The sequence below is a fragment of the Yersinia sp. J1 genome, assembly GCF_050586585.1.
GTDB lineage: Bacteria > Pseudomonadota > Gammaproteobacteria > Enterobacterales > Enterobacteriaceae > Yersinia > Yersinia entomophaga.
Genome location: NZ_JBOBDP010000003.1, coordinates 80,620 through 106,347, shown reverse-complemented (window position 1 = coordinate 106,347; position 25,728 = coordinate 80,620). Strand labels below are relative to the sequence as shown.

Genomic DNA, 25,728 nt, shown 5'->3' with positions numbered 1-25,728 from the left:
ACTGAGTCTGCCAGACTATTTAAGCTGTATTAGAAAAAAATGATATCCGCTCATTTTTATCAGTGAAAGCACTTAATTACTCATCTATTGCAGGTAAAAAGCGCCGGCGCATCGGATAATCAGATGGAATTCTCTCAATTTCTGCATAACAAACCGAAAACGGGCAAATTTTCAGCGCTGCATCTTTACGCATATTCATGCATTTTCAAGGAGTAGCCAGAAGAAACTCATTTAACATTACTGTATCCAAACCGTTACCTTGGGTTTTCTTTTGCCATAAAAAAAGCAGCCCCAAGGCTGCTTTTTTATATTCGGCTAACTTAGTCGACCTGCTTTACGTTAACCCTAAGCTCTTTTGGCACTTCGAAAACAATATTCTCTTCCCTGCCACTCAGTTCAATCGAGTGACCCGCCCCCAGATCTTGCAGGCGAGCAATGACTTGCCGTACCAGAATATCCGGCGCTGAGGCTCCAGCAGTCACACCGATGCAGGAAACATTGTTCAGCCAAATTTCTTGTATATCATCAGCAGAGCCAATGAGATAAGCCGCTTTGCCCATCCGTTGTGCCAGTTCGGCTAAACGGTTCGAGTTAGACGAGTTTTTCGAGCCGACGACCAAAACCACGTCCGCTTTATCCGCCAGATTGCGCACCGCTTCCTGTCGGTTAGTGGTAGCGTAGCAAATATCATCTTTACGCGGACCGATAATCTTAGGGAAGCGTTTATGCAGCGCATCTATCACTTCAGACGTATCATCAACCGACAAAGTGGTTTGCGTCATAAAGCACAGATTATCTTCGTTTTTTACTTCCAGCGTCCACACGTCCGCTGGCGATTCAACCAGATACATTCCCCCTTCCGGGTTACTGTATTGCCCCATGGTGCCTTCCACTTCCGGGTGGCCCGCATGTCCAATCAGAATCGCCTCTTTGCCCTTACGGCTGGCACGAGCCACTTCCATATGAACCTTGGTCACTAACGGACAGGTCGCATCAAACAGCATCGTCAACTGGCGCGAGCGGGCTTCTGCCCGAACGGCCTGGGAAACGCCATGGGCAGAAAATATCAGAATAGAGCCATCTGGCACTTCCGATATTTCCTCGATAAAGATCGCTCCGCGCTGGCGCAGGCTATCCACCACGTAGCGATTATGCACCACTTCATGACGAACATAGATCGGCGCGCCGTACATCTCCAACGCGCGTTCTACAATGCTGATAGCTCTATCGACTCCGGCGCAAAAGCCTCGTGGATTAGCCAGCAGTATTTGCATGAGATTCCTCCTGTTGAGGATCAATCTCCAGCACTTCTATATCAAAGCTGATAGATTGACCGGCCAACGGATGATTGAAATCAACGGTGACGGATTCTTCAGCCACTTCACGCACCACGCCCGGCATTTCACTGCCGTCTCGGGTGGTAAACAGCATGATAGTGCCCGCATCCGGCAAGCCGGTTTGAGCAAAATCACGTCGACTAAAGTATTGAATCAGATCCGGGTTTTCCAGACCGAACGCCGCTTCCGGTGGCAAAGTAAAGGCATGCTTGTCACCAATCTGTAGGCCAAGCAGCTCTTCTTCCAACTGATCGGATAAGCTGCCATCGCCTAAGCGAAATAGCGCAGGCTTACCGTGTGTGCGCGTGGATTCAGCCGTAGAGCCATCTTCCAGTTTCAGCGTAAAATGCACCAAAACGGCACTGTTATCCTGTACCCGGTCTGACATATTACTCACCTTTCTTTGGTGCGGCTTTTTCTGAAGGGCTTAAAAACCCTTCAAATACCACTAGCGCTGCACCGATACAAATAGCCGTGTCGGCCAGATTGAAGATCGGAAAATGCCAGTCATTAACGTAGAAATGAATAAAATCGATAACGACGCCATGTACCATACGATCAAATAAATTGCCTAAGGCACCGCCGATAATCAGCGCATAAGCACAGTTTATCAGACGTTGTTTGCCGCTGGAGCGGTACATCAGTACCGCCAGCGTCACCGATATACCGACGGCGATCAGCGCAAAGAACCAGCGCTGCCAGCCATCTTTATCCGCCAGGAAGCTAAACGCCGCCCCCGGATTTTGTGCATAGGTCATATTAAAGAAAGGGATCAGAGGGATCGACTCTCCCAACGCAAGGTGAGTCATCACCCACTGCTTGCTCCCCAAATCCAATGCCACCACCAATACCGCCAGCCACAGCCAGCGCAATCCGGTCGAACAAATCGGCTTACTCATTAGGCAAACTTACGCTCTTCGCCGTCACCGGCCACGTTAGTAACACAGCGACCACATAAATCTGCGTGTTCCGCTACCAGACCGATATCCTGCGTGTAGTGCCAGCAACGCGGGCATTTCTCGCCATCGGCTTTCTTGAAGGTGATTTTCAGGCCGCTGATGAGTTCACTTTGCTGTGCATCATCCCCTGCTGCAGCGTAATCCGCTACGTGAGCGCCGGAAGTCAGCAATACAAAACGCAGCTCATCTTGCAGGCTGTTCAGACGCGCCGCCAGTTCAGGTTCGGCAAACAGAGTCACATCCGCTTCCAGAGAGCCACCGATGCGCTTATCGCTACGAGCCTGTTCCAGAACCTTATTCACTTCGCCACGGACTTTCAGCAGTTCGTCCCAGAAGCTGTCGTTCATGCTTTCAGTGCCGGTCAGGCCAAACAGCCCCTGATACCATTCTTCAGTGAAGACATACTCTGGACGCTCGCCCGGCAGTTGGTTCCAGATCTCGTCGGCAGTAAAGGACATGATCGGCGCCATCCAGCGCACCAGCGCTTCGGCGATATGGAACAACGCGCTTTGGCAGCTACGGCGGGCAACGCTGTCGCCTTTCGCCGTGTACTGACGGTCTTTAATGATATCCAGATAGAACGAGCCCATTTCGACCGAACAGAACTGCATCAGACGCTGGACAACCAGATGGAAATCATAATTTTCGTAAGCTTCGATGATGCCAGCCTGCGCCGCCTGCGCGCGACCTACCGCCCAGCGATCCAGTACCACCATATCTTCCGGCTGAACCATGTGCTGAACCGGATCGAAACCGTTCAGGTTAGCCAGTAGGAAGCGCGCGGTGTTACGGATACGACGATAAGAATCGGCAGAGCGCTTCAGAATTTCATCTGACACGGCGATTTCGCCGGTGTAATCCGTCGAAGCCACCCACAGACGCAGGATGTCGCCACCCAATTTGTTCATCACATCCTGTGGGCTGACGGTATTACCGATGGATTTGGACATTTTGCGGCCCTGGCCATCAACGGTGAAACCGTGAGTCAGCACCTGGCGGTAAGGCGCTTTGCCTTTGATTGCAGTTGCAATCATCAGTGATGACATAAACCAGCCGCGATGCTGGTCAGAACCTTCCAGATACATATCCGGAGCATAGCCGTTAAATTCAGGACGCACGTCAACCACTGAAGAATGGGTTGAACCTGAGTCAAACCAAACGTCCAGCGTGTCTGGTACTTTCATGTAATCGTCGGCGTCCGCACCCAGAATTTCCGCGGGATCCAGATCCCACCACGCCTGAATGCCATCCTGCTCTACACGCTTCGCCACTTCTTCCATCAGCTCAGTGCTGCGCGGATGTAGGGCTTCAGTTTCTTTGTGTACAAACAGAGACATCGGCACGCCCCAGGTGCGCTGACGGGAAATACACCAGTCAGGACGGTTGGCAACCATGGTCTCAATACGCGCTTGACCCCAATCTGGAATCCACTGCACGTCTTTGATTTCTTCCAACGACTGCTTACGCAGACCTTTCTGATCCATGCTGATGAACCATTGTGGCGTCGCGCGGAAGATAATCGGCGTTTTGTGACGCCAGCAGCACGGGTAGCTGTGAGACATTTTCTCTACGTGCAGCAAAGCGCCTTTCTCACGCAGTAGCTCAACGATCATATCGTTAGCTTTGAAAACAAATACGCCGTCCAGCATTGGGTAAGTGCCGGTGAGGTAGCAGCCGTTTGGCCCTACCGGATTCGCCACTTCCAAACCGTATTTCTGACCGATTACAAAGTCGTCTGGGCCGTGGCCAGGAGCGGTATGAACCGCACCGGTACCGGCATCCAGAGTCACGTGATCGCCCAAAATTGCCGGCACGTCGAAATCCAGGAACGGATGACGGAAACGCAGCAGCTCGAGATCCGCGCCCTGGCAGTTGCCCAACACAGTCCACTCGATGATTCCGGCGCGTTTCATCACGCTTTCCACCAGATCGGCAGCCAGAATCAAATTCTCGTCGCCCACTTTCACCAGCTGATACACAAATTCTGGATTCAGTGAAATCGCGCGGTTAGCTGGCAGAGTCCACGGCGTGGTTGTCCAGATCACCAGAGAAATCGGGCCGGTAACGTCAGAAACGCCAAATTTCGCGGCAACGGTGGCTGCATCAGCGGCGTTAAAGCGCACGTCGATAGACGGAGAAGTCTTATCGTAATATTCCACTTCCGCTTCGGCCAAAGATGAACCACAGTCGGTACACCAGTGCACCGGCTTAGCACCTTTGTGCAGATGGCCGTTATCGATGATTTTACCCAGTGCGCGAATGATGTTGGCTTCAGTTTTGAAGTCCATCGTCAGGTAAGGATGATCCCAGTCACCCAACACGCCCAGACGGATAAAGTCCTTTTTCTGGCCTTCTACCTGCTCTGTCGCGTACTTACGACAGGCCGCACGGAACTCGGCCGCGGTGACTTTTTCACCCGGTTTACCAATCAGTTGCTCAACTTTCAATTCGATAGGCAGACCGTGGCAGTCCCAGCCTGGAATATAAGGCGAGTCAAAGCCGGCCATACCTTTCGATTTAATAATAATGTCTTTGAGAATTTTATTAACCGAGTGACCAATATGAATATTGCCGTTCGCGTACGGAGGGCCATCGTGCAAAATAAAGGACTTTTTACCTTTCTTGGCCGCACGAATTTTCCCGTACAAATCCTGCTCATACCAACGTTTCAGCATCTCAGGTTCGCGTTTTGCCAGATCGCCGCGCATCGGGAACCCTGTTTCCGGCAAGTTCAGGGTATTCTTGTAGTCACTCATTAGATTCTCGGTTCCGTTTTCGGCTAGAAATATTAAACCGGTGTCTTTAGCCCGAAGAAATTTCGGGCCGTCACCACATCATTGGCGATTTGCTGCTTCAAAGCATCGAGGGAAGCAAACCGCTGTTCATCACGCAATTTTGCGCGCAGCACCACATCAATGTGGCGCCCATAAAGATCCATAGTTACATCAAGCAGATGAACCTCCAGCTGCTGGCGAATGCCGGCAACGGTCGGCCGCGTGCCGATATTGGCAACGCCGGGTAACGGCTCTGGATCCAAGCCATACACTTCAACCGCGTACACTCCTTTGACCGGAGCGACTAAACGTTTTAACGGTAAATTCGCCGTAGGAAAACCAATGGTTCGCCCCAGCTCATCACCATGAACAACCCGTCCAGAAATGCTGTAAGGGTGCCCAAGCAACGTTTCTGCCAGTGACAAATCGTCATCATGCAGCGCCTGACGAATCGCCGTGCTGCTAATGCGTAAGCCACCGTCACAGAAACTGTCGGTGCTGATAACATCGAAACCGTACTCGGCACCAGCCTGCTGCAACAGTCGGAAATCCCCCTGACGCCCGGCGCCAAAGCGAAAATCATCCCCAACCGCCAGAAACTTAACGCCGAGCTTTTCTACCAGTAACTGAGCCACAAAGGTCTGGGCCATATTGGCAGCAAAACGCGGTTCAAATTTAACGCACAATAAGTAGTCAACGCCGGCCTGTGCCAAATATTTGGCTTTATCACGTAAACGCGTTAACCGGGCCGGTGCTTTTTCCGCTGCGAATAGTTCCAAAGGCTGCGGCTCAAATATCATCACCATTACCGGTAGCCCTAAGCGCTGACCTTCGCGCTTGAGTTGCTCCAGTAATGCCAGATGCCCACGATGGACACCGTCGAAATTACCGATAGTTAGCACGCAACCATGGTGGCGTGCCCGGATATTATGTATACCGCGAATTAGCTCCATAGCTGGCTCAAAACAGTGGAAATCGCCGGATTATACCTTGTACAGCGGTTAAGGTTAACCCGCGATTGGCACCTTTACTCCAATAGTCATAGCAATTTACCGATAATACGCAGTTAAAACACTTTTACGCCAGTTTATCCTGTAGAATGCGCGAGCAGTTGGATACAGACCCCCCGTTAAGACTTTTGCAAAAACCATCGCCGAAGGCTTAATAGGTGAGGCCGGTGGAATTTTCTTTCGAAAGACTGTATTCCACCGCTCGAAGCTGGTAAAATCCCGCTCCATCACAACGTAGCAAGTGCCGCCCGTACAAACGGCGCTTATTTGCACAAATCCATTGACAAACGAAGGCAAAAAGGGCATATTCCTCGGCCTTTGAATTGTCCTCAATAGAATATATTTGGGAGTTGGACCTTGGCTAATATCAAATCAGCTAAGAAACGCGCCGTACAGTCTGAGAAACGCCGCAAGCATAACGCTAGCCGTCGCTCAATGGTGCGTACCTTCATTAAGAAGGTATATGCGGCAATTGCAGCTGGCGATAAAGACGCGGCGCAAAAAGCATTTAATGAAATGCAACCAATTGTGGATCGTCAGTCCTGTAAAGGTCTGATCCACAAAAACAAAGCAGCGCGTCATAAGTCAAACCTGACAGCGCAAATCAACGCAATGCAGTAATGCATTAAGTTGACTGCTTGTAAAAAGACCGGCCTAGGCCGGTTTTTTTATATCTGCAATTTGGTCACAGATTCAAATCTTAGGTCGCCCTACCAGTTTATCCTACCCGATAATCTGATAGAGCATCCTCTTTGCTGACTACGTTCTTATCTATCAAACCGACTTTCAGCGGTTAAATCATCAACAGTCAAACTTTCGGCTATTAAATGCCCAGCGATTAAACTTTAACCACTGAGCTTTCAACTGTTAAATAATGACGTGAAATCTTTATTACACACACGCTGTACCGCAGGATGCTGAATCATTCGTTCTGCAAAGATAACGTAATATTCTTCATGCACATTATCTAAACGCCCGATTTCCACAACCTGTTCATTTGAAAAGATATCATCGGCATACATAGATGGCGCGACAAAAATTGCATTGTGATAGACCCCAAACGCCTTCATCAATGCGGCATCATCAAACTCGCCCAGAATCTCAACCTGAATTCCTTTGCTGTTTATCCAGTTCAGTAACTTGCGCCCAAGCATAGAACGGCGACCTGGGATTAACAAACGACGCTCCTGCAAACACGCAGGAAAAGGCGCTTCCGGTATTGGCTGACGGCAATAAAAACTCACGCTGCACTCGCCCAGCTTAACGGAAAACAGCCCTTCTTGTTGGCTGGAATCTACCGGACAGTCAGACAAGATCATATCCAGCTTGTGCTGACTTAACTGCTCTAACAACATTTCGTGGGTAGATTCGAAGCAGCGTAAATGTATCTGCTCGTTATCCACCACGGCGGTTTCTAATACTCGGCTAACCAATCGTTTGGATAACGCATCGGCCACGCCGACGTCAAACAGCAGGTTAGATTCTTTACGGTAATTAACGATATCCAGCATTTCATGGCTAAGCATGAACATTTTATCGGCGTAACGAAAAACCAACTGGCCTAACTCTGAAGGTACCAGCCCGCGCCCTTGGCGTTTAAATAGTTTCCCGCCCAAGCGTTCTTCCAAGGCTTTAATCTGACCAGTAATGGTCTGTGGCGTGAGAAACAATGCTTCCGCCGCTCCAACTACCGAGCCTTCCTTACACACCTGCCAAAAATAGTAGAGGTGGTTAAAATTGATATGTGACATTCGCATGCAGTGATCTCCTTAACGTATCGCCCGATAGGGTGATCAATTTCCCGAGCGATCAACTTCCTTTGTTCTGAGATCAAAACATAATGCGATCTCGGGAACCCATCAAGCAAAACTGCCGACGTTGTAAAAGAGCACTACATCGGCAGTTCGGCCTATTCCTTCTAATGATTTACGACAATTATTTTGCGGTAACGGCCGGCGTTTTGTTCGGTAAAACCAAGCGTAGCAGTGTGTATCCCACAATCGCTGCGGCTGTAGAACCCAGCAATATACCTAAGCGAGAGTAAGTGCTCAAAGCTTCGCTTCCACCTTCGAACGCCAGTGAAGCAATGAAGATAGACATAGTAAAACCGATACCGCACAGCACTGACACTGCAAAAATCTGTTTAAAGTTAATGGATTCCGGCAGTTTGGCGATGCCAACCTTCACCGCGACCCAACTGAAGAGGAAAATCCCCAACGGCTTACCAATAAACAGCCCGCTGGCAATCCCCAAAGGTAGCAACGACGTCAGTCCCGCAAGCGAAACGCCTTCAAGAGATACGCCCGCGTTAGCGAAAGCAAACAGCGGTAAAATCAGATAAGCCACCCACGGATGCAGCCCGTGCTCTAAAGATTCGGAAGGTGAAGACTTATCTTTGGTATGCAACGGAATCATAAAGCCGACAATCACACCGGCCAGCGTCGCATGAACTCCGGATTTCAGAATACTCACCCACAGAATCAGGCCGACAAGTAGATAAACCGAGGTTTTCCCGACTCCGCGCCAGTTCATATAAGCCAAGAGCGCAATCGCTGCGGCTGCCGCGCCCAATGCGGCCAGAGAAACATCCTGAGTATAAAAAAATGCGATGATAATAATGACGCCCAGATCGTCAATAATCGCCAGCGCCAGTAAAAACACTTTCAAACTGGTTGGAACGCGGTTACCCAATAGCGCCATCACACCGAGCGCAAAGGCAATATCCGTTGCCGCTGGAATAGCCCACCCCTGACGGGTAACTTCATCTGCACCGTTAAATAACAGATAAATCAACGCCGGAGCCAACATCCCGCCTAATGCCGCGATAGCCGGAAATACCGCTTTATCACGGCCAGCCAAAGAACCTTCCATCAGTTCGCGCTTAACTTCCAGCCCAACGACCAAAAAGAAGATGGCCATTAAACCATCATTAATCCACAGCAATAGCGGTTTACTGATATCCAATGACGCAATTTTTACCGCGACCGGAATGTCTAAGAACGTTTGATAAATACCCTGTAGTGGGCTGTTAGCCATCAGTAAAGCAACCACCGCGGCCACGATCAAAATCATGCCCCCGGCCGCTTCTAGTCGTAAGAATTGGCGAATAATATTTGTCACAATGAATACTCCCTACATCGGACAGAGAAACCAACCAAAGAGATTGGCAAATAATTTACAAATTCTAGGCTAATTATTAACTCGAAAATAGTCGTTTTTATTGCATTAAACACTCGGATAAACCGAGCAATTAATGATTAACATCACGTTGCAGCTGCTAGTATTGGCGAAAAAAATCCCCGGTATATACCAGGGATTTAGTTTCCACTACCTAATCATAGGTTCTATGATTAACGGGTCAAATCATCAAAGAATTTTTTCACACCGTCGAGGAAGCTTTTAGAGCGTGGGCTGTTTTTCTCGCCCGCTGCACCACCGAAACTTTCTTCTAGTTCACGCAGTAACTGTTTCTGTTTCTCGCTCAAACTTACCGGCGTTTCAACGACTACACGGCACAGCAAGTCACCCTGGCTGCCCCCGCGAACTGATTTAACGCCTTTACCGCGCATACGGAATAATTTACCGGTTTGCGTTTCCGCAGGAACCTTCAGTTTAACCCGGCCATCCAGCGTCGGTACTTCAATTTCACCGCCCAGCGCTGCCATTGCAAAGTTAATTGGCACTTCGCAATACAGATTATTGCCTTCACGCTCGAAGATCGGGTGAGCTTTCACCTGAACCTGAACGTACAAATCGCCTGATGGTGCGCCGTGTTCACCAGCTTCACCTTCGCCCGCTAAACGGATACGGTCGCCGGTATCCACACCCGCCGGGATCTTAACCGAAAGGGTTTTGGATTTTTCAACGCGGCCATGACCATGACATTTGTTGCACGGATCTTTGATAATTTGGCCCCGGCCGTGGCAATGAGGACACGCCTGTTGCACGGTGAAGAAGCCTTGACGCATCTGTACCTGACCTGCACCATGGCAAGTCGGACAAGTGATCGGAGAACTGCCTGGTTTTGCTCCGCTGCCGTGGCAAACATCACACTCGTCTAACGTTGGAATGCGGATTTCTTTGGTTACACCACGAACCGCTTCTTCTAACGTCAAATCCATATTGTAACGCAGGTCGGAACCACGACTGGCGCGCTGCTGACGACGACCGCCGCCAAAAATGTCACCAAATACATCGCCAAAGATATCGCTAAAATCAGCGCCGCCGCCAAATCCGCCGCCGCCGCCCATACCGCCCTGTTCAAAAGCCGCATGGCCATATTGATCGTAAGCAGCGCGCTTTTGCGCATCGGTCAGGATTTCGTAGGCTTCTTTAACTTCTTTGAATTTACCTTCGGCGTCCTGTTCCTGATTACGATCCGGATGGAATTTCATCGCCAGGCGCTTATAGGCCTTTTTGATTTCACGCTCATCCGCCGTCTTGGGGACGCCTAAAATCTCGTAATAGTCTCTCTTCGCCATTCTGTTTTTCCTACCCTTAACATGCGTGCACGGGCGTAGAGTTTCCTCGACGCCCGTGCTGGTTTCCAGCAACAGTATCTCTTACCACTGCTGTGCCCGCTTAAGGGCTATTATTTTTTGTCTTTTACTTCTTCGAATTCGGCGTCAACAACGTCGTCTTCTTTCTTCGCGCTGGCATCGCCCGCTTCGCCGGCTGCCGCCTGCTGCTGCTGTGCCATTTCCAGCAACTTGCCAGAAACCTGGACCAGTGCCTGAGTTTTCGCTTCGATTTCCGCTTTGTCTTCGCCTTTAACCGCTGCTTCCAGCGCTTTCAGTGCATCTTCAATGGCAGTTTTGTCTTCTGCTGGCAGTTTGTCGCCAGCTTCTTCCAACTGTTTACGAGTGCCATGAATCAGGTGGTCAGCCTGGTTGCGAGTCTGAACCAGCTCTTCAAACTTACGGTCTGCTTCAGCGTTAGCTTCCGCATCGCGTACCATTTTTTGGATTTCTTCCTCGTTCAGACCTGAAGATGCCTTAATGGTGATCTTCTGCTCGCGACCGGTATTTTTGTCTTTCGCAGACACATGCAAGATACCGTCGGCATCGATATCGAAGGTAACTTCGATTTGTGCCATACCGCGAGGCGCGGCCTGAATGCCATCCAGGTTAAACTGCCCCAGAGACTTGTTGTCCTGCGCACGTTTACGCTCACCCTGCAGCACATGGATGGTTACCGCAGACTGATTGTCTTCTGCAGTAGAGAACACCTGGCTGTGCTTAGTAGGGATGGTGGTGTTTTTAGTGATAAGCGGAGTCATCACACCACCCATTGTTTCGATACCCAGAGACAATGGAGTAACGTCCAACAGCAACACATCTTTTACTTCACCAGACAGAACGCCGCCCTGAACTGCTGCACCGATAGCAACGGCTTCATCCGGGTTCACGTCTTTACGTGGTTCTTTACCGAAGAAGTCAGCAACTTTCTTCTGAACCATTGGCATACGAGTCTGACCACCGACCAGGATAACGTCCTGAATGTCAGATACAGACAGACCTGCGTCTTTCAGAGCCACTTTCAGCGGTTCCATAGAACGGTTAACCAAGTCTTCTACCAGTGACTCCAGTTTTGCACGAGTCACTTTGATGTTCATGTGTTTTGGACCACTGCCATCAGCGGTGATGTATGGCAAGTTAACATCAGTCTGTTGTGCAGAAGACAGTTCAATTTTCGCTTTTTCTGCTGCTTCTTTCAGACGTTGCATCGCCAACGGATCGGTACGCAGATCCATACCTTGGTCTTTCTTGAATTCTTCAACCAGGTAGTTGATCAGGCGGCTATCAAAGTCTTCACCACCCAGGTGGGTATCACCGTTGGTTGCCAGAACTTCGAAGGTTTTTTCGCCGTCAACTTCATCAATTTCGATGATGGAGATATCGAAAGTACCACCACCCAAGTCGTAAACCGCGATAGTACGGTTGCCAACTTCTTTATCCAGACCGTAGGCCAGTGCCGCTGCGGTTGGTTCGTTGATGATACGTTTCACTTCCAGACCCGCGATACGGCCAGCATCTTTAGTTGCCTGGCGCTGAGCATCGTTGAAGTATGCAGGTACAGTAATAACCGCTTCAGTTACTGGCTCGCCCAGATAATCTTCAGCCGTTTTCTTCATTTTCTTCAGCACTTCAGCAGAGATCTGCGGTGGTGCAATTTTCTGGCCTTTCACTTCCAGCCATGCATCGCCGTTATCAGCAGCAACGATTTTGTACGGCATGATGTCTTTATCACGCTGTGCTTCTTCGTCCTGGAAACGACGACCAATCAAACGCTTGATTGCAAACAGGGTGTTCTGTGGGTTAGTAACAGCCTGACGCTTAGCAGGTTGACCAACCAGAGTTTCACCATCTTGGGTATACGCGATGATAGAAGGCGTTGTGCGGTCGCCTTCGCTGTTTTCCAGCACGCGTGCTTTTGTACCATCCATAATTGCTACACAAGAGTTGGTAGTACCCAAGTCGATACCAATAATTTTACCCATCTAAAACGCCTCCACGAAAAAAGTCATAATCGGTCAAGTTACTAATCTATATATGGGCGGATTTCTAATTTTCAACTGCCAAATATTTACTGACAATTTTCCGCTAACCACGATTAGTCACTGCGGTTGGGAATAAGATGGGGCCATGAAAACCATCATCAAGGGGGGAGATGAAAAAAAATTACTTTTTATCGCACTCAAGATCATTGTTTCCGGTCGAACAGATCATTATGATGCCGCGCGCACTGAGGGAATAGACGACTTTTTACTCATTCAGGCGATTTATACTTATTCGGATATTTATCCATTTTTTTAGCAATCTGTTATTGCAGAGGACTTATGAACACCAACAAGTTGGCGAATCCTGGCCCGCTAGGCCTGATGGGCTTTGGGATGACCACCGTCTTGCTCAACCTGCACAACGCGGGCTTCTTCCCCCTGACTTCCGTTATCCTGAGCATGGGGATTTTTTACGGCGGTTTGGCACAAATTCTGGCTGGTCTGCTGGAATATAAAAAAGGGAATACCTTTGCCGCGACTGCATTTACTTCTTACGGCGCATTCTGGCTGAGTCTGGTCGGCTTGCTGATGCTTCCTAAAATGGGTATGGCAGAAGCCACTGACGCACAGTTCCTTGGCGTTTACCTCGGGATCTGGGGCATCTTTACCCTGTTTATGTTCTTCGGCACCTTGCCAGCCAACCGCGCGCTTCAATTCGTGTTTGCCAGCCTGACACTGCTGTTTGCCCTGTTGGCTATCGGTAACTTTACCGGTAATCACTCGCTGCTGGTGTTCGCTGGTTTTGAAGGCATCATCTGCGGTGCCAGCGCGATTTATCTGGCAATGGCTGAAGTATTGAACGAACAATATGGTCGCACAGTGTTACCGATTGGCGAACCACGCTAGACTTTGCCTAAGCAACCGATAGTTTAATTACAGTTTGCTTGAAAATTCATATCCCAAAAACTCTGAATGTTTATATTCGGAGTTTTTTTATTTTTACTTTTTTATATTTAAATCTAAATTACATAAATCTCAAATTAGCACTGCTAAATAATAAAATAGAGAAATAAAAATAGATAAAGCAAAGAAAATACGCATCATATAGTATTGAAACCCTGTCGATGATATGAAACATAAAAATCAATAACATCAAAGGGAGAGCCTATGCGTATAGTTACAAGACTATTAGCAAGCATCATATTAATAATATCGCAACCATCCTATTCAGACGAAACAAAAGTCTGTTTTTATGAACTCGACAAATTTGAAGGGGAATCATTTTGCTCCGCAGAAAGGGAATCAGGCTCTATTTATAATGATGGCTTTGATAATGAGATAGCATCAATTTCTATCCCACCAGGTATGGTGCTCACCCTTTATAGTGGCATTAATTTCTCTGGTACAAAAACAAGAGTGAAACATGATATTAATCTACCTGAGTTAATAGCATTAGAATTATATAATAAAATAGGCTCATATCAGGTAGAACCTGCAATCTGTTTTTATACAGAGGATGATTTTCAAGGTGAAAGTACTTGTTTAGCATCACATCAGAAAATAGATTTATATAGCGATCCAGAAATCATTATTGAATCTGGACAAAAAGAATTACCTATTCCTAATGATAGAATAAAATCCATCAGCATTCCGCCTGGTATGCTCGCAACTGTATATAAGAATGATAATTACAATCCTCCTTTTTTCGGGTTAACAGAGAGCGTCAATGACAGCGATTTACAAGCGCTGGAAATGAGCAATGTCATCACTAGCATTAAAGCATCAGAAAAAGAAGGTATTAATTGTGATCAACGATGTGTTGTTATAAATAACTATAAAATAAACATCACTAAAGCATTTGGTCAATACTGGACTGATGAACGCTTACAAAACAAACAGGTTCTACTAGAGTTTGATAGTAAAGGTACGAATGGAGGCGATAAGTATAGCATCAAAATTTCTGGTGGCCCGAATATTAGCATAAGTAACAGGGGCGTTATGTTTTCTGATCGAAAAATGAAAAATAAGTTTTATTTTGATCACTACAACAATATCGATAACTTAGCTTTTATTATACAAATAAAAAAAGACACAATACAACTTCAATACATGCAAATGTTGGAGAGTAATCTAGTAGATATTTCTCCCATTATTTCTTTTGGTTGGGATAATGATGCTTCATCATTTACAGATACAGATACAGATACAGATACAGATACAGATACAGATACAGATACAGATACAGAAATAATCATAACCAACCACAATAAAGATAATCCTTTAGTTCTCGCAAAATCTATACTCACCGCAGATACAGGTGATAAGTATTTGGAAAAAAGAGATGTGGCACAAACCAGTAAAATACTATGCGCCTTTACTCCTTTTTTAAATATCTATAACTATCTAATGCAAGATACATGTCAACAATTGGATGGTATTGTATTCCGTGCAGATAAATATTTTAGCAGTAATACACAAGGTAAAACTTTACATATTGCTGGAAGCAGTAGTCCACTGAAGAAAAAGCCGTCAAGAACACCAGCGTTACAAATACAAGAAATTTTTGATCATTATATGACATTAACTTATATCGACACCAATCAACATGGTCAGGCACTGAGTCTTCCTGCTGTAGCAAAAGCCTGTAGAGTGTCTCTTTACTCTCTACTTAATTCTCGTCAAACACGTCAAATAAGACCTCACTGTATTGAATGGACGCTGGATATTATGACTGACTTCACCTTATTATTCGGTCATAGTCCCGAAACTTGGAATGCCGCATTTTTTGGCAGAATCCTAGATTCCATCATCCGGACAGGAAATATAGGTGTTACAGTAGAAAATAAAGAGACAGGGAATCGATTAGTTCAGTCTATAAAAGAAAAAATAGCTGAGAAAAACACAGAAAATACGCTTGATCATATTAAAACAGCATTTGACTATGCTCAACTCAATTACTTAAATTATAGTTTCTCTTCTTCTTCTGATGAGTCGCCCTCTCAGATAGAGCTATTACCCTTAGGTATTTACGAGCTATTACTAGAGACATTTGTCTATAGAGATACGCCTCCAATAATAATTTCGCAGGGTGAGCCCGTTGTGCAAAATGATACTGAATTCGAAATAGAGATAATCCCAACGCTAACACCGGAAGAAGAAGAAAAGCTTTCAGATAGTGAAGTTAAGAATGCTCGAGCCATGCGTAAAAAGCTGAGTGAAACTATCGCGCAATGGGGGATGCAGTACCAAGGAACGCATATCGAACAAGATATCAAAGGTTCCAGTGCGGATTCCAGTGCAGATTCCAACGCGGATTTCGGCGCGGATTCCGGCGCAAATGAAAATAACAGCGCCCTCAGTAGACTCCTCCATGCTGGGCATATCGTTACAGGTATTATCCATCGTAGATTAAGGCTTCAACGCCCCGGTGAAATCTATGTGGTAGTCAAACTACAGGGAAAAATTATCGCGGTTGTTCTTGCCGACCGTTTTAACAGCAAAGATGAAGTTGAACTGGTTGCATCAGCAACACTACCAGATTATGTCCTATTTCCCGATCGCGACGGTACAGTCAGAGGAGCGGGGACCGCAGCGGTTAGAGCGCTGGCAAGATATTTACAACAACAAGGCGCTAGAACATTATTTTCTGAAGTTATTTCGCAACCCTCAGCTCGTGTTAAGCAAAAAGTTGGTTTTAATTTCAAGCACGAATTTTAAATTATACGAGTTAAAAATAGCCCATGATGTATGGGCTATTTATTTAGAATAATCATCTAATTGGCGGTTATCTACTCAGCCAGAACCCTCTTTGACAACTGTACATTCAGATCACTATTAATATCATTACGTAAATATATCCCCAACAGGAACCCGACCACTGATAACAGCAACATATAATAGGCAGGTGCCATAGGCGTAACTTTCATCAATAACGTGACCAAAATAGGTGTCAACCCGCCAAAAATGGCGTATGCCACATTGTAGGAAAATGAAATTCCAGTAAACCGGATTTCTGCCGGAAAAGCCCGGACCATCACATAAGGTACCGCACCGACAATCCCCACGCTAAATCCAGCAAAGGTATAATGAGTGAACAGCTTGACAGGATCGGTTAAATCAGCCTGATAAAACGACCAAGTCGCTACCGCCAGTAACACGCTGCCGACGATAAAGGTTTTACTCGCGCCAAAGCGATCAATGGCCAGCCCAGAGAGTATGCAGCCGCAGACCAGCGCCACAATCGCCACGCTATTCGCCTGCATCGCCAGCGCCGACATCACGCCGTACTGTTTTTCCAGATAGGTTGGCGTCAACAGGATAACCACCACGATTCCAGCGGACAGCACCCAGGTCAGCAGCATCGAAACCACGATTTCTTTTTTATGGTTAACCACGACCGATTTCAAGGGCAAACCCTCTGCCAGCGCTTTCTGCGCCTGCATCTCTTTAAAGATCGGCGTTTCCTGTAACCAGCGGCGAAGATACATAGCGAACAGGCCGAAAATACCGCCGAGGAAGAATGGAATACGCCAGCCGCCGTTCATCATTGCCTCGGTGCTTATGGTGGTTTTCATCCCCGCAGCCACCAGAGAGCCTAGCAGAATGCCCGCCGTCAACCCGGCGGTTAAGGTGCCGCAGGCAAAACCAACGCGTTTACGCGGTACATGCTCGGCCACAAATACCCAGGCGCCCGGAACTTCTCCACCGATAGCCGCGCCTTGCAATACGCGCATCAGCAGCAGTAACAACGGTGCGGCAATACCGATAGTGGCATAAGTTGGTAGCAGACCAATGGCCAGCGTCGGCAAAGCCATTAACAGAATACTCAGGCTAAACATCTTCTTACGACCAACCAAATCGCCGAAGTGCGCCATGATAATGCCGCCCAATGGTCGCGCCAGATAACCGGCGGCGAAAATACCAAAGGTCTGCACCTGACGTAGCCACTCAGGCATATCGGGAGGGAAGAAGAGTTCACCGATAATCGCGGCAAAAAATACGTAGATAATGAAGTCATAAAACTCTAAAGCTCCGCCCAAAGCGGCTAACGTCAGAGTTTTATAATCTTGCCGATTCAATCGGCGATTGTGCTGTTGATCCATAAGACACCGTGATAAGCCAGAGTATTGAGTTAAAAATATTACAACTCTTTGTAAAGTAAAAATTACTATACCGTACAAAAATCCTCACATGCTTAGAATGGTATCTTATGTCAGAAACTATATGAATTTAGATTTTTGTATCACGTAAGGCACTTTTAGGACGGAATGCTGCTACCACCTGACTGTTGGTTTCAATGTACGGGCCATCCAACAATTGAATGCAATATGGGACACTGGCAAAAATCCCATGAACCAACACGTTGCCTTCCGCGTCTTTTACTCCTTCCAGCGTTTCTTTTATCGCCTTAGGCTGGCCGGGCAAATTCAGTATCAGCGCCTGTTTGCGAATCACGCCAACCTGGCGGGATAAAATCGCTGTGGGAACAAAGTGTAGACTGATTTGGCGCATTTGCTCGCCGAAACCGGGCATTTGACGATCGGCGATGGCCAGAGTCGCATCCGGCGTCACATCGCGACGCGCCGGGCCCGTTCCGCCGGTGGTCAACACCAAATGGCAGCCCATTTCATCCACCAGCTCACACAGGGTTTGCTCTATCAGCGTTTGCTCATCGGGGATTAAACGGGTTTCGAGGGTAAATTCACTCGTTAAGGCACTTTTTAACCAGTCTTCCAACGCTGGCAGGCCTTTATCCTGATAAATCCCATTGGATGCCCGATCGGAAATGGACACTAAACCTACACGCAATGTATGCATACAACGACCTCAATGAAAAAATCTTTCTCTGTGGGCGGGATGATACTACGCGACGCTATTACCTCAACCCTCTCAACTCACAGAATCAAGTATAGTTTTGTTCCGTCACAGAGCAGAAATAGGCGAGCTTCAGACGTAAAAAAGGCGGCTTACGCCACCTTTTTCGTTCAATGTTGCCTGCCGGTATAAAATTACAGCAGATCGGCAATCATCTTCTCAAGTTTGCCCTGATCGACAGCAAACTTGCGGATACCGTCAGTCAGTTTCTCAACGGCCATTGGGTCTTGGTTGTGTTCCCAGTAGAACTCAGCCTCAGTCAGCGGCGCTGGCGCAGCGGCAATGTTGCCGGTGTAAGACAGTTTACGCTCCAGTGGGCCTTCGCTTTCCGCCAACTCTTTCAGCAGAGTTGGAGCGATGGTCAGACGGTCACAGCCAGCCAGTTCGATGATTTCACCAATATTACGGAAGCTTGCGCCCATCACCACGGTTTTGTAGCCGTGTTTTTTGTAATACTGGTAGATTTCTTTAACGGAAATCACGCCCGGATCTTCGTTTGGTGCGAACTCTTTCTTGTCGCCGTTCGCTTTGTACCAGTCCAGAATACGACCAACAAACGGAGAAATCAGATATACGCCCGCTTCAGCACAAGCACGCGCCTGAGCGAAGGAGAACAGCAGAGTCAGGTTACAGTTGATGCCTTCTTTCTCTAACTGCTCGGCGGCGCGGATGCCCTGCCAGGTAGAAGCCAGCTTGATCAGGATACGGTCTTTGCTGATGCCCGCATCACCGTACATTTTAATCAGGCGTTTGGCTTTTGCTACGCTGGCAACGGTGTCGTAAGACAGACGCGCATCAACTTCGGTAGAAATACGGCCTGGGATCAGCTTCAGAATTTCCAGACCGATGTTAACGGCCAGCTTGTCACCCGCATCGATGACTTGCTGCGCTTTATCACTGCTTTGCTCGCGAGCCCAGGCGATAGCGTCGTCAATCAATTTACGGTATTCAGGAATTTGAGCCGCGTTCAGGATCAGAGAGGGGTTAGTCGTGGCATCTTGCGGCTGATACAGTTTCATCGCCGCAATGTCCCCGGTGTCAGCTACAACGGTAGTCAATTGACGTAGGGAAGTAAGTTTATCGGTCATGTTGTCGTTTCTCATCGTTTGTGCATGAACTTTTGGCATTCTGCAACCCAGCCTTTTCTTGATAATAACACGCAGAAGCCCCGGTGCAAGGCAGTTCAACTGTTTAAAAAAACACCGGTCGCGCCGACTTCTCCGAGCAACCGTTTTCGCCTGCGAAAAGGCGTTGAACCCCGTGGATTAATAACAACTTGGTTCATTATCATGATGCTGAGACGATTTAGCCACGCGATGCTTCCTATCTTAGCAATTGACCATTCTTCGTTTGGTTACCGCTCGCTTTTTGCTACAGTGTGCCAATCTGGATAAACAGGATGTCGTCATGCTTATTATTATCTCTCCGGCTAAAACTCTCGATTTTCAAAGCCCATTGGCTACCCAAACCTACACTCAGCCCGAGTTGTTGGATCAGTCTCAGGCTCTGATTGAGATTTGCCGTGAACTGACTCCGCCCCAGATTGCCAGCCTGATGAAAATCAGCGATAAATTGGCTGGATTAAATGCCGCCCGTTTTAGCGAATGGCAGCCGAAATTCACGCCGGCAAATGCCCGTCAGGCGATTCTAGCGTTTAAAGGCGATGTTTACACCGGTATGCAGGCGCAGGATTTCAGCGAAGAAGATTTTGCCTTTGCTCAGAAGCACTTGCGTATGCTTTCCGGGTTATACGGCCTGTTGCGTCCGTTGGATCTTATGCAGCCATACCGTCTGGAAATGGGCACCAAACTGGCTAACTCACAGGGTAAGGACTTATACGCCTTTTGGGGGAATACCCTGACCGAGAAACTGAATCAGGCGATGGAACAGCAAGGCGATAACGTACTGATTAACCTGGCTTCGGATGAATACTTTAAAGCAATAAAGCCGGCTAAACTGAACGGTACGCTCATCAAACCGGTATTCCTGGATGAGAAAAACGGTAAATACAAAATTATCAGTTTCTACGCCAAAAAAGCCCGCGGGTTGATGAGCCGCTTTATCATTCAGAACCGGTTGAGTAAAACCGAGCAATTGGTGGATTTCAATCTGGAAGGCTATCAGTTCGATTCGGGACTCTCGGCGAAAAACGAGCTGGTCTTTAAACGACCCGAGCAGCACTAAGCTGATTGATGTACTATTTATATATAAAAGTCATATAGAAAAGGGCCAATCGGCCCTTTCCTGCTTTAGTTAGTTCGCTGTATTTTGCAAAACGCGCTAGCTTATTTCGGTAATGCCATCAGGAACGCGCGCAGTTGATCGTAATCTGCCGGTAAATCACGAGATAACAATGGCATTGATGCTCTGACAGCCAACTCTTTCGGCAACGGTAATTCCTGCGCCAGAATCGCTTCTACGCTCTCTTTAAACTTCGCCGGATGCGCTGTCCCGAGGAACAGGCCGAACTCGCCGTCTTGCAGCTGATCGCGCAACGCGCGGTAAGCAATGGCGGCGTGAGGTTCAGAGATATAGCCCATTTCAGCCAGTTCCCGCATGGTTTCTTTGGTCACTTCATCGCTAATGGCTGCATGACCCAGTTCTTTCAACTGCCAAATCTTACGGCGGAACAGCTCTTCTACTCGCGGCCAGTTATTCGGCTGGCTGACGTCCATCGCGTTGGATAAAGTTGCTACGGTAGCCTTAGGCTGCCACTGACCGTTAACCAGGAAGCGCGGTACAGTGTCATTAGCGTTAGTCGCGGCGATAAAGCGTTTCACCGGCAACCCCAAAGACTTCGCCAGCAGACCTGCGGTCAAATCGCCGAAGTTACCGCTCGGTACCGAAATCACCAATTGGTTACGCGCTTCCTGCGGCAGCTGCGCCACGGCCTCGAAGTAGTAACAGATTTGAGCCAGCAAGCGGCTGATATTAATTGAGTTAGCAGAGTTAAGGTGCAGTTCTTGTTTTAACTCTTCGTCATCAAAGGACTGTTTTACCAGCGCCTGACAGGCATCGAAATCACCCTCGATAGCAACGGTATGAATGTTACCACCCAAGGTGCAGAACAGTTTTTCCTGCAACGGGCTAATTTTACCGCGCGGGTACAGAATCACCACTCGCACGTTTTTCAAACCGTAGAATGCATGAGCTACCGCTGCACCGGTGTCGCCAGACGTGGCGGTCAAAATGGTAACGGGCTGCTCACCGGCTACTTCTGCCAGCATCTGCGCCATAAAGCGCGCGCCGAAGTCTTTGAATGCCAAAGTTGGGCCGTGGAAAAGCTCCAGAATCGAGACATCGTTTTCGACCGGAGCCACTGGCGCCGGGAATTCAAAAGCGGCTTTAACGCGTTTGGTCAGGGTTTCAGGAGCTATTTCGTCGCCGATAAAAGCGGATAAAATGCGGCTGCTGCGAGTCACAAAATCCTGATCTAGCAAGTTATCAATTTCGGTCAGTTCAAACTCTGGCAATTCCAGCGGAAAAAACAGCCCCTGATTCTTACCCAAGCCTTGCTTGATGGCCTGCGCAAAGCTGACCTGCTCATTATGATCTTTAAGGTTGTAGAGTTTCATGCGTTATCCCAATAGTCGTGCGCCTGCGGTATCCAGACGGCAAATATGAACAAAACCTTCGTCGTTTTGCAGGTAGTTTTTTTGCAGCCAATCCGCCATGCGTTGCGCGGTGGCGCTTTCGTTGCACACCGCAAACAGGGTTGGGCCGGAACCGGAAATTCCGCAGGCCAGTGCACCAATATCCTGTGCGGCCTGACGCGCTGCGGCAAAGCCCGGCAGCAGTTGCGTACGATAAGGTTCCGCAATGACATCTTTCATCAGTTTAGCGGCTAACAGAGGCTGCTGCGTGTGGCTGGCGTGGATAAAACCGGCCAGATTACGCCCGTGGCTGATGCAATCCTGCCGACGATATTGTGCAGGCAAAATCGCCCGCGCTTCAGCGGTAGAAACTTTAATTCCCGGATAAGCCATCACCCACAGCCAATCGTCAAAGCCGGGCACCGACTGACTAATGCAATCCGCTTGCTCCAAAATCAGCTGTAGCCCCCCCAGATAGCAAGGCGCTACGTTATCGAAATGCACGCTGCCGGACACCCGCCCTTCCAGCTCGCCCATCAGACCAAGCAGAGTGACCTTATCCAGTGGCTGGCCGCAAAATTCGTTCATCGCCATTAAACCGGCGACGACCGAACAGGCGCTGGAGCCCAAGCCGGAACCTATCGGCATATTTTTTTCCAACCGCATTGAGACCGGGATCTCCTTGCCTATTTCCTGACAAAAACGCTGCCAGCACTGATAAACGATATTCTCTTTTGGATCGACAGGCAGCTTACTGAAGAAGCGCCCTTCATTCTGCAAACTGAAACTGTCTGCTGCCGTTACGCTAACGCAATCGCCGAGCAAGGAGCCATCCACGGGTGAAACCGCCGCACCCAGCACGTCAAAACCGACGCTAACATTGCCAATCGATGCCGGAGCATAGACCTTAACCATAATTAAACTCCCAGCTTCCAGGATAATGTGCGTAACAAATCGGCAAATACGCCAGCTGCGGTAACATCGTTACCCGCACCGTAACCACGTAAGACCAAAGGAATTGGCTGGTAGTAACGAGTGTAGAAGGCTAGCGCATTCTCACCATTTTTGACTTTATACAACGGATCGTTGTCATCGACCGCATCCATACGAACCTGACAGCGGCCGTCTTCAATCACGCCGACATAGCGCAACACTTTGCCCTGCGCGGTTGCATCAGCGACCCGACGAGCGAACTCTGCGTCTAGCGATGGCAGGTGTTTCAGGAAGCTTTCCACATTGCCGCTGGCATCGAAAGATGGTGGCAATACGGATTCAACTTCAATGTCAGCCAGTTCTAATTTGTAACCCGCTTCTCGAGCCAAAATCAATAGCTTACGAGCAACATCCATCCCGGAGAGATCATCGCGCGGATCGGGCTCGGTATAACCTAAAGCTTTGGCTTGCAGCGTAGCTTCTGATAACGACATGCCTTCATCCAGTTTACCGAAGATAAAGGACAGCGAACCGGAAAGGATGCCGGAGAAATGCACCAGCTCATCACCGGCGTTCAATAGGTTTTGCAGATTCTCGATAACCGGCAGGCCTGCGCCCACATTGGTGTCGTACAGGAATTTACGGCTGGATTTAGCCGCAGCAGCACGGAGCTGGCGGTAATAATTCATCGATGAGGTGTTGGCTTTCTTATTCGGCGTCACGATGTGGAAACCATCGGACAAGAAATCGGCATACTGATCGGCCACGGCCTGACTGGAAGTACAGTCCACAATAACCGGATTCAGTAAATGATACTCCTTAACCAGACGAATCAAACGGCTCAGGTTGAAAGGCTCCTGAGCCGCGCCCAGTTGCTCCTGCCAGTTCGCCAAATCAATGCCGTGGACATTGGTCAGCAACGCTTTAGAATTGGCAATCCCGCAGACGCGTAAATCAATATGCTTTTGCTTCAGCCAAGGCTGCTGACGGTGGATCTGCTCGATCAACGCACTGCCGACGCCGCCTGCGCCAATCACAAACACTTCAATAACCTGATCGGTATTAAACAGCATTTGGTGGCAAACCCGCACGCCGGTGGTCACAGAATCATTATTCACCACCACGGAAATGGATCGTTCGGAAGAACCTTGTGCAATAGCGATAATATTGATATTGGCTCGCGCCAGCGCGGAGAAGAAGCGCGCTGAAATACCGCGCAAAGTACGCATACCATCGCCGACAACGGAGATAATCGCCAGCCGCTCCATGACGTCCAGCGGGTCGAGTACACCATCTTTTAATTCGAGGTAAAACTCCTCCTCCAGCGCCCTGCGAGCACGCGCCAGCTCGCCCTGAGGTACGCAGAAACTGATGCTGTATTCAGAAGAGGATTGAGTGATTAACACCACGGAAATTCCGCTGCGTGACATCACGGCAAAGACCCGCGCTGCCATGCCGACCATGCCTTTCATTCCTGGCCCTGAGACGTTAATCATCGCCATATTATTCAGGTTAGTAATACCTTTCACCGGATAAGCGTCATCGCTGTTATCGCCACCGATTAAAGTGCCGGGAGCTTGCGGGTTAGAGGTATTTTTTATCAGACAGGGAATCTGGAACTGGGCAATCGGAGCGATGGTGCGGGGGTGGAGAACTTTGGCGCCAAAATAGGACAGTTCCATCGCCTCTTGGTAAGACATCGACTTGAGCAATCTGGCGTCGGGCACGGTGCGCGGATCGCAAGTGTACACACCGTCGACGTCAGTCCATATCTCGCAACAGTCTGCGCGTAAACAGGCGGCCAGAACCGCGGCGGAATAATCAGAGCCGTTACGCCCCAAAACCACCAGTTCCCCTTTATCGTTACCGGCGGTGAAACCGGCCATCAGGATGATATGGTCGTTTGGAATCGCACTGGCGGCGATGCGCCGAGTAGATTCGGCAATATCAACGGTAGATTCCAGATAGTGGCCCTGCGCCAACAGTTTCTCAACCGGGTTGATTACCGTCACCGGGTAACCTTTGGCCTGAAATACCGCTTCCATCATCGCGATGGATAGCTTCTCGCCACGGCAGATAATCGCCGCATTAATGCTGTCCGGACATTGCCCCAACAGGGAAATTCCGTGCAGCACTTGTTTCAGTTGCGCAAATTCATGGGAAACCAGAGCCTTTAAACGATCATAGGCAAAACCCGGTTGCGCTTCTGACAGGCCGCGTAACAGATCGGCAAAGATAGCTTCGGCATCGCTCATGGTAGGAGAGATGTCCTGCCCCGCCACGGTCTTATCAATCATCGCAACCAAATGATTGGTGATTTTAGCTGGCGCAGACAGTACGGTCGCGACCTGTCCCTGACGCGCATTGTTTTCGATAATATCGGCAACGCGCAAAAATCTTTCCGCATTTGCAACTGAGGTCCCGCCAAATTTCAGCACTCGCATTTCTGATTCTCTCCTGAATTTATGCCGAAAAAAAAGCCCGCACTGTTTAGATGCGGGCTTTTTTCTGTGTTTCCTGTACGCGTCAGCCCGCCCCGTAACCTGTGGTTTCGGTGGTGGTAATAATCGTTGTAGTCAGGCTGATGAATCGCATGTTTTCTGTCTGTCTCATTTCATAATTGAAGCTGTCCCTCTATTGGTTAAAGCAATAGTCGACCCAAGTCAAACTTTTTTGTTAACTGGCTCGCGGAATTAAGCATCGGTATCAAAGAATTTAAATTCTATAAAAAAGAAATTAAAAGCAGTAA

General features: G+C 48.4%; 21 protein-coding genes and 1 other annotated feature. Of the genes, 5 read left to right on the top strand and 16 right to left on the bottom strand.

The window, feature by feature from the left end; genetic code table 11:
- Positions 1-320 precede the first annotated feature (320 nt).
- The 5 genes from ispH to ribF are packed head-to-tail and all read right to left on the bottom strand — an operon-like array spanning position 321 to position 6,023.
- Positions 321-1,274, bottom strand: coding sequence for a 4-hydroxy-3-methylbut-2-enyl diphosphate reductase (ispH, locus tag ACQ4OC_RS07555; protein WP_064516348.1), 954 nt, complete (start codon positions 1,272-1,274; stop codon positions 321-323).
- Positions 1,255-1,725, bottom strand: coding sequence for an FKBP-type peptidyl-prolyl cis-trans isomerase (fkpB, locus tag ACQ4OC_RS07550; RefSeq protein ID WP_064516347.1), 471 nt, complete (start codon positions 1,723-1,725; stop codon positions 1,255-1,257). The genes ispH and fkpB overlap by 20 nt, the downstream gene beginning before the upstream one ends.
- 1 nt (position 1,726) lies before the next feature.
- A complete protein-coding gene (lspA, locus tag ACQ4OC_RS07545; RefSeq protein ID WP_064516345.1) occupies positions 1,727-2,236 on the bottom strand; it encodes a signal peptidase II in 510 nt (169 codons plus the stop codon).
- Positions 2,236-5,052, bottom strand: coding sequence for an isoleucine--tRNA ligase (gene ileS, locus ACQ4OC_RS07540; protein ID WP_064516343.1), 2,817 nt, complete (start codon positions 5,050-5,052; stop codon positions 2,236-2,238). Before ileS ends, lspA begins: the two co-directional genes overlap by 1 nt.
- Before the next feature lie 32 nt (positions 5,053-5,084).
- A complete protein-coding gene (gene ribF / locus ACQ4OC_RS07535) occupies positions 5,085-6,023 on the bottom strand; it encodes a bifunctional riboflavin kinase/FAD synthetase (RefSeq protein ID WP_064516341.1) in 939 nt (312 codons plus the stop codon).
- Positions 6,024-6,437: 414 nt separating this feature from the next.
- Here ribF and rpsT point away from each other — a divergent pair, with 414 nt between their 5' ends.
- Positions 6,438-6,701: a 30S ribosomal protein S20 gene (gene rpsT, locus ACQ4OC_RS07530; RefSeq protein WP_049598935.1), complete on the top strand. Its 264-nt coding sequence runs from the start codon at positions 6,438-6,440 to the stop codon at positions 6,699-6,701.
- 239 nt (positions 6,702-6,940) lie between these two features.
- On the opposite strand, the gene nhaR is transcribed toward rpsT, so the two are convergent.
- From nhaR to dnaK, 4 genes are all read right to left on the bottom strand, one after another.
- Positions 6,941-7,837, bottom strand: a complete 897-nt coding sequence (gene nhaR / locus ACQ4OC_RS07525) for a transcriptional activator NhaR (RefSeq protein ID WP_049598937.1) — start codon at positions 7,835-7,837, stop codon at positions 6,941-6,943.
- A 178-nt stretch (positions 7,838-8,015) separates the two neighbouring features.
- Positions 8,016-9,200, bottom strand: coding sequence for a Na+/H+ antiporter NhaA (gene nhaA, locus ACQ4OC_RS07520; protein WP_064516339.1), 1,185 nt, complete (start codon positions 9,198-9,200; stop codon positions 8,016-8,018).
- Positions 9,201-9,430: 230 nt separating this feature from the next.
- The gene (gene dnaJ / locus ACQ4OC_RS07515) at positions 9,431-10,561 is read right to left on the bottom strand and encodes a molecular chaperone DnaJ (protein ID WP_064516337.1); all 1,131 of its coding nucleotides are present in this window, start codon (positions 10,559-10,561) and stop codon (positions 9,431-9,433) included.
- A gap of 110 nt (positions 10,562-10,671) precedes the next feature.
- The gene (gene dnaK, locus ACQ4OC_RS07510) at positions 10,672-12,579 is read right to left on the bottom strand and encodes a molecular chaperone DnaK (RefSeq protein WP_120805192.1); all 1,908 of its coding nucleotides are present in this window, start codon (positions 12,577-12,579) and stop codon (positions 10,672-10,674) included.
- Between the two features lie 145 nt (positions 12,580-12,724).
- On the opposite strand from dnaK, the gene ACQ4OC_RS07505 reads away from it, so the two are divergent.
- The 3 genes from ACQ4OC_RS07505 to ACQ4OC_RS07495 all read left to right on the top strand — a co-directional run bounded on the left by ACQ4OC_RS07505 (position 12,725) and on the right by ACQ4OC_RS07495 (position 16,296).
- The gene (locus ACQ4OC_RS07505) at positions 12,725-12,895 is read left to right on the top strand and encodes a hypothetical protein (protein WP_158513766.1); all 171 of its coding nucleotides are present in this window, start codon (positions 12,725-12,727) and stop codon (positions 12,893-12,895) included.
- A gap of 23 nt (positions 12,896-12,918) precedes the next feature.
- Positions 12,919-13,485 carry an acetate uptake transporter gene (gene satP / locus ACQ4OC_RS07500; RefSeq protein ID WP_004721110.1) on the top strand — a complete coding sequence of 189 codons (567 nt, stop codon included), beginning with the start codon at positions 12,919-12,921 and terminating at the stop codon, positions 13,483-13,485.
- 261 nt (positions 13,486-13,746) lie between these two features.
- Positions 13,747-16,296, top strand: a complete 2,550-nt coding sequence (locus ACQ4OC_RS07495; RefSeq protein ID WP_430971056.1) for a GNAT family N-acetyltransferase — start codon at positions 13,747-13,749, stop codon at positions 16,294-16,296.
- A gap of 71 nt (positions 16,297-16,367) precedes the next feature.
- Here ACQ4OC_RS07495 and ACQ4OC_RS07490 read toward each other — a convergent pair whose 3' ends face one another.
- The 3 genes from ACQ4OC_RS07490 to tal all read right to left on the bottom strand — a co-directional run bounded on the left by ACQ4OC_RS07490 (position 16,368) and on the right by tal (position 19,541).
- The gene (locus ACQ4OC_RS07490; protein ID WP_064516331.1) at positions 16,368-17,681 is read right to left on the bottom strand and encodes an MFS transporter; all 1,314 of its coding nucleotides are present in this window, start codon (positions 17,679-17,681) and stop codon (positions 16,368-16,370) included.
- 127 nt (positions 17,682-17,808) lie between these two features.
- The gene (mog, locus tag ACQ4OC_RS07485; protein ID WP_064516329.1) at positions 17,809-18,396 is read right to left on the bottom strand and encodes a molybdopterin adenylyltransferase; all 588 of its coding nucleotides are present in this window, start codon (positions 18,394-18,396) and stop codon (positions 17,809-17,811) included.
- A 191-nt stretch (positions 18,397-18,587) separates the two neighbouring features.
- Positions 18,588-19,541 (bottom strand): transaldolase, encoded by a 954-nt coding sequence (gene tal / locus ACQ4OC_RS07480; protein ID WP_064516327.1) that lies wholly within the window; start codon positions 19,539-19,541, stop codon positions 18,588-18,590.
- 319 nt (positions 19,542-19,860) lie between these two features.
- Between tal and yaaA the strand changes: the two genes are divergently transcribed.
- Entirely contained in the window at positions 19,861-20,637 is a 777-nt protein-coding gene (gene yaaA, locus ACQ4OC_RS07475; RefSeq protein WP_064516325.1) for a peroxide stress protein YaaA, read from the top strand.
- Positions 20,638-20,738: 101 nt separating this feature from the next.
- Here the strand turns inward: yaaA and thrC are convergent, their stop codons facing one another.
- The 4 genes from thrC to thrL form a co-directional block, all read right to left on the bottom strand.
- Entirely contained in the window at positions 20,739-22,028 is a 1,290-nt protein-coding gene (gene thrC / locus ACQ4OC_RS07470) for a threonine synthase (RefSeq protein WP_064516323.1), read from the bottom strand.
- 3 nt (positions 22,029-22,031) lie between these two features.
- A complete protein-coding gene (gene thrB / locus ACQ4OC_RS07465; protein ID WP_064516321.1) occupies positions 22,032-22,961 on the bottom strand; it encodes a homoserine kinase in 930 nt (309 codons plus the stop codon).
- Between the two features lie 2 nt (positions 22,962-22,963).
- Positions 22,964-25,423, bottom strand: coding sequence for a bifunctional aspartate kinase/homoserine dehydrogenase I (thrA, locus tag ACQ4OC_RS07460; protein WP_064516319.1), 2,460 nt, complete (start codon positions 25,421-25,423; stop codon positions 22,964-22,966).
- A gap of 26 nt (positions 25,424-25,449) precedes the next feature.
- Positions 25,450-25,567: a sequence feature (Thr leader region), on the bottom strand.
- A complete protein-coding gene (gene thrL, locus ACQ4OC_RS07455; protein ID WP_120805398.1) occupies positions 25,506-25,574 on the bottom strand; it encodes a thr operon leader peptide in 69 nt (22 codons plus the stop codon). (Overlaps the previous feature by 62 nt.)
- Positions 25,575-25,728 lie beyond the last annotated feature (154 nt).

What these genes read in the sequence shown, in the direction of transcription:
- ileS (WP_064516343.1), bottom strand. Translation starts at nt 5,052, where the DNA reads ATGAGTGACTACAAGAATACCCTGAACTTGCCGGAAACAGGGTTCCCG.
- thrB (WP_064516321.1), bottom strand. Translation starts at nt 22,961, where the DNA reads ATGGTTAAGGTCTATGCTCCGGCATCGATTGGCAATGTTAGCGTCGGT.
- mog (WP_064516329.1), bottom strand. Translation starts at nt 18,396, where the DNA reads ATGCATACATTGCGTGTAGGTTTAGTGTCCATTTCCGATCGGGCATCC.
- thrA (WP_064516319.1), bottom strand. Translation starts at nt 25,423, where the DNA reads ATGCGAGTGCTGAAATTTGGCGGGACCTCAGTTGCAAATGCGGAAAGA.
- satP (WP_004721110.1), top strand. Translation starts at nt 12,919, where the DNA reads ATGAACACCAACAAGTTGGCGAATCCTGGCCCGCTAGGCCTGATGGGC.
- dnaK (WP_120805192.1), bottom strand. Translation starts at nt 12,579, where the DNA reads ATGGGTAAAATTATTGGTATCGACTTGGGTACTACCAACTCTTGTGTA.
- ispH (WP_064516348.1), bottom strand. Translation starts at nt 1,274, where the DNA reads ATGCAAATACTGCTGGCTAATCCACGAGGCTTTTGCGCCGGAGTCGAT.
- ACQ4OC_RS07490 (WP_064516331.1), bottom strand. Translation starts at nt 17,681, where the DNA reads ATGGATCAACAGCACAATCGCCGATTGAATCGGCAAGATTATAAAACT.
- fkpB (WP_064516347.1), bottom strand. Translation starts at nt 1,725, where the DNA reads ATGTCAGACCGGGTACAGGATAACAGTGCCGTTTTGGTGCATTTTACG.
- dnaJ (WP_064516337.1), bottom strand. Translation starts at nt 10,561, where the DNA reads ATGGCGAAGAGAGACTATTACGAGATTTTAGGCGTCCCCAAGACGGCG.
- thrC (WP_064516323.1), bottom strand. Translation starts at nt 22,028, where the DNA reads ATGAAACTCTACAACCTTAAAGATCATAATGAGCAGGTCAGCTTTGCG.
- nhaR (WP_049598937.1), bottom strand. Translation starts at nt 7,837, where the DNA reads ATGCGAATGTCACATATCAATTTTAACCACCTCTACTATTTTTGGCAG.
- yaaA (WP_064516325.1), top strand. Translation starts at nt 19,861, where the DNA reads ATGCTTATTATTATCTCTCCGGCTAAAACTCTCGATTTTCAAAGCCCA.
- ACQ4OC_RS07495 (WP_430971056.1), top strand. Translation starts at nt 13,747, where the DNA reads ATGCGTATAGTTACAAGACTATTAGCAAGCATCATATTAATAATATCG.
- ribF (WP_064516341.1), bottom strand. Translation starts at nt 6,023, where the DNA reads ATGGAGCTAATTCGCGGTATACATAATATCCGGGCACGCCACCATGGT.
- lspA (WP_064516345.1), bottom strand. Translation starts at nt 2,236, where the DNA reads ATGAGTAAGCCGATTTGTTCGACCGGATTGCGCTGGCTGTGGCTGGCG.
- tal (WP_064516327.1), bottom strand. Translation starts at nt 19,541, where the DNA reads ATGACCGATAAACTTACTTCCCTACGTCAATTGACTACCGTTGTAGCT.
- ACQ4OC_RS07505 (WP_158513766.1), top strand. Translation starts at nt 12,725, where the DNA reads ATGAAAACCATCATCAAGGGGGGAGATGAAAAAAAATTACTTTTTATC.